Below are 4,286 nucleotides of genomic sequence, written 5' to 3'. Positions count from 1 at the left end.
GACCTCGGCACCTGACGCTGTGTCGCGGTACTCGGCGGTTGCCACGGACGCTGAACACTCCTCACTTGGACGATCTCATCGGCCTTGTCGATTAGACCTCACACCACTTTGGCGGGCTAATCCTTCATGGACACGATTCTGACTTGTTACACAACGCGTCGGTGAGCTGCTGCGTCCGTGACCTCTGATTCCGAGAGGGGCGATCGGAAAGGATTCACTTCTGTACATCGCCGCAGAACCTCCTTCGCGTTACACGCTTGGCGTTTCCCGGCCTCCGCTCCGGTGTCGGTCGTATGAGTCCCTTGACGTCTACGACGTGCTCGGACGCTGACCTGCAGGTCGGCCACCGGAGTGGTCGGCCGGGTCCGGCGCAGAAACTCCAGTCTATTTCATCGGTCCCCCGGAACCACGTCGGGTGGCGGTGGGTGTCGATCATCCGAGCGTCGAGGGATCAGCGATCGGTGGCTGCCTTTCGATAACCGCGCAATGCGGGATAGATCGACAACGCAAGGATCACGGCCGTCCATATCACCACCTTGATGAGATTCGATGTGAGCGGTCCACCGGCCGCCAGTGAACGCATGACCTCGATGGCCGGCGTCATCGGCTGGTTGGCGACCACGGGTTGTAGCCAGGTCGGATAGGCACTGAGCGGCGAGAAGCCCGAGTTGAAGAACATCAGCAGACTCGACACCAGACCGAGGTACGGCACGATCGGCGCACCCGGTTTCGCGTTCACGGCGAGGGCGAGCGTCAACATGCCGAACGCCGCGCCGTAGGCGAGGGCCACGACGACCAGACCGATGGCGGGCCCGACCCCCTGGGTGAACCGGAACCCGATCAGATGTCCGGCGGCCAACAGGATGAGCGTCACAACGAAGATCCGGATGAGGTCGGATGCGACGCGAGAACTCACGTCGGCGGCCCGGTTGATCGGGAGCACGTACAACCGACCGAGCAGACCCGTCGACCGCTCGAGGTTGAGTCTGGTGGCAGAGGCGATGGAACCGAACATGGCACCGACCAGGATGACCAGCGGCACCGTGCCATAAGCGCTGTTCTGACCGGTGGCACTGCCGATCGCGTCGCCGAGGACGACCTTGAACATCAGCATGCTCAGGGCCGGGATGATCAGGGACTGCAGCAGCGTAGGCACGTCGCGGACGAAGACGAGCACCTGTCGGCCGGTGAGCGTGACCGTTTGGTCCCACCATGCGCGCACCGACAGTTCGGACACCTGTGAGGTCGCCTGTCCGTGAGCGATCACCGCCGCACTGCGGTCGGTGGTCGGCTCGGTGTCCCGCGTGGTCATCGGCCCACCTTCTTGTTGCCCAGGTAGAGCAGGACGGTGGCGAGCACCGCCAGACCGATACACCACCAGACCGTCGGCGCAACGACCTCCCAGGTCGCCGTCCCGGTGTCCATGACCCGCATCGAGTTCACGAACTGCGAGATCGGCTGGTTGCGGACGAACGGCTGGATCCACTCCGGGAACTGCGATTCCGGGACGAATCCGGTGGACAGCATGCCGAGGATCAGAGTCGGGAAGGTCAGCGTCTGGCTGGTCGCCTCGGGGCTGCCCGCCACCAGGCCGATACCGTCGGCGAGGAGTGCGACCAGCATGCCGACCCCCGCCGAGACCACGTAGAGACCGATCGTCCCCGAGACGCCGCCTTCAGGCCGCCATCCGATGATCAGGCACGCGATACTGGCGCAGAACAACGAGACGGCCAGCAACACGGCATTGGTCGCCAGGCGGGCGAGCATCGGGATGGCCGCGGGCATCGGCAGCACGCGGAATCGGGTGTTGATGCCCTCGGCGCCGTCGAAGGACGCCCGCATCGCCGCAGACGATGCGGCGAAACCGACCGACTGCAGGATGATGATCGGCATCAGGAACTGTCCGTAGTTCATGCCCGGGTAGGCGTCCATGATGCTGCGCAGCGGCAGGTAGAAGCAGATGGCCAGGAATGCCGGCGAGACGAAGGCGAACACGAACTCGCCGTTGCGGAAGACCTTGCCGATGCCGCGCGCGGTCAGCGTCCACCATTGCTGCAGCGGTTTGGTGTGCGCGATGGGCACCGCACCGGGTCCGGTGGACTCGCGGGCCGGATCGGCTGTCTGGGTGGCCACGGTCAGCTCACCTCCCCTGCCGGGCTGGATCGGTCAGCGAGAGGAACACCTCGTCCAGCGAGGGGCGACGCATCGCGACATCGGAGAGCCGGATGCCGGCGGCCTCGGTGCGGCGGATGACCTCCACCAGCGTCTCCGGACCGTCGGGGGCCGGCACCGCCACCGAGTGCTCCTCGGCGTGGTCGTCGCCACCGGCCGGGATCAGGTCGGCGACCGCGGCCCGGAGTCGGGGCAGGTCGTCGGCACTGGCGGGGGTCAGCTCGCAGTAGGAAGCGCCGGTCGCCGCCTTGAGTTCGTCCGAGCTGCCCTGCGCGATCACCCGCCCGTGGTCGATGACCACGATGTTGTCGGACAGGACATCGGCCTCTTCCAGGTATTGCGTGGTCAGCAAGATCGTCACGCCCGAGTCACGCAGGCGCTCGACCAGCGACCAGACCTCCTGGCGGCTGCGCGGATCGAGACCGGTCGTCGGCTCGTCCAGGAACACCACCTTGGGCGCGGTGACCAGGCCGCAGGCGATGTCGATGCGGCGACGCATGCCGCCGGAGTACTGACCGACCTTCTTGCCCCCGGCCTCGACCAGTCCGAAGGTCGTCAGCAGCTCGTCGGCACGCTCACGCGCCGACGGCTTGGTCAGTCCGAGCAACCGACCGAAGAGGATGAGGTTCTCGCGGCCGGTGAGCGCCTCGTCGAGTGCGGCGAACTGGCCGGTCAGCATGATCGAACGCCGGACTGCAGCCGCATCGGAGACGACGTCGTGGTCGTACACACTGGCGGTACCCGAATCCGGCTTGAGCAAGGTGCAGAGCATGTTGACCGTTGTCGTCTTGCCGGCGCCGTTGGGTCCGAGCAACGCGACGATGCTGCCGGCCGGGACGGTGAAGCTCACGTCCTCGACCGCCACCATGTCCTTGAACTGCTTCCGCAGGTTGCGGGCGACGATCGCGGGTGTCGCCACCGACAGCGGGTCCCGTGGCGCGAACGCGGCGCTCTGGAACGGTCCTGACGCCGGCTGCGCTTCACGTTCGTACTGTTCCGGCGCGGGCTCGCGGTAGCCGTAGGGCGGATCGACGAGTTCGACGACCCCATCCCGCGACCGCGGCTGGGTGATGGCCCACCGATCTGTGCTCGGCGCCGGGTCGTGGTCGACACCAGACGGCGACGACGTCGGCGCGCCCCAGGGCGGCGCACCGGCGAAACCGGTTGCACGCGAATCACTCCGGCGTGGGTCGGCTCCTGAGGACTCCGTACCGGGCTCGGCACGGCCGTAGTAGTCCTCGACGTACGGGTCCGATACGACCTCGGCGTCCGAGTCGAAGCTCGGGCTGTCGGGGGCCGGCGCGTCCCACGAGCGGGTGGGGTCGAAGACGCGGCCGCGACCGGCCTCGGCATCGACGCCCGCGCCGAGCGGACGATCACGGCCGAAGGCGTCCGCAGCGGTGCGCCGCTCCGGCTCGCGAGGTCGGGCAGGGACGTCCTGGTAGGCGCGGGGCGACTCGTAGGCCGGGCCGTCGAAGGTCGGTGGCTCGAATCCTGGTGCGGTGCCGTTGGTGGCCGGCGCGGCGGACCGGTGGTCGTCCCATGCGGCGGGGCCTCGGCGATCGTCCGCGCGGCTCTCGCCGGTGGTCGCGCCGATGGACCAGCCGCCCGTGATCGGCGATTCGGGCTCGCGGGTCCCGACAGGTTCCTCGTACGCGCTCCCCGTGTACGAACTCTCCCGATACGCGGCATCGTCGGACGCGGGGGCCTCGTAGGTCGTGTAGCCGTGGGCAGGGTCGTCGCGTGTGGGGCCGTGGGCGGGACCGTCGTGGGTAGGACCGTCGTGGGTAGGACCGTCGTACGCAGTCCGCTCCGGCGCCGCGGTCTCGAAGGTCCGGGATTCGGACGAGGCCGGGGGCTCGGAGGAAGCCGGAGATTCGGTGAAGCCTGGGGCGTATGTGCCGGATCCGTTCACCCTCGATGCGTGATCGGGGGTGTCGTACGGCGCGTATCCGTCGGCGGGTGGTCGGTGGACGGGCGACTCCGGCACATGTGGTGCCACCCCGTTGCGGGGCCCGACGCCGGGCACGGTCCACGAACCGACGATCGACCGCTCTGCAGCCGCAGCGGGCGGTTGGTCGGCCACCTCGGCCGACGGGTGGGCGGCCGGCGGG

General features: G+C 68.1%; 2 protein-coding genes and 1 pseudogene. All 3 read right to left on the bottom strand.

Features of this window, described 5'->3' with window-relative positions; all coding sequences use genetic code 11:
- Positions 1-451: 451 nt before the first annotated feature.
- Positions 452-1,312, bottom strand: coding sequence for an ABC transporter permease (locus GS4_RS24360; RefSeq protein WP_007625702.1), 861 nt, complete (start codon positions 1,310-1,312; stop codon positions 452-454).
- Positions 1,309-2,133: an ABC transporter permease gene (locus tag GS4_RS24355; RefSeq protein WP_007625700.1), complete on the bottom strand. Its 825-nt coding sequence runs from the start codon at positions 2,131-2,133 to the stop codon at positions 1,309-1,311. Before GS4_RS24355 ends, GS4_RS24360 begins: the two co-directional genes overlap by 4 nt.
- Before the next feature lie 7 nt (positions 2,134-2,140).
- Positions 2,141-3,085, bottom strand: a pseudogene (locus tag GS4_RS24350) (ATP-binding cassette domain-containing protein); the annotation flags it as partial.
- Positions 3,086-4,286 lie beyond the last annotated feature (1,201 nt).

This window comes from Gordonia soli NBRC 108243 (assembly GCF_000334455.1).
In the GTDB taxonomy this organism is placed as follows: domain Bacteria; phylum Actinomycetota; class Actinomycetes; order Mycobacteriales; family Mycobacteriaceae; genus Gordonia; species Gordonia soli.
This window is presented reverse-complemented; position numbering and strand designations above follow the sequence as displayed.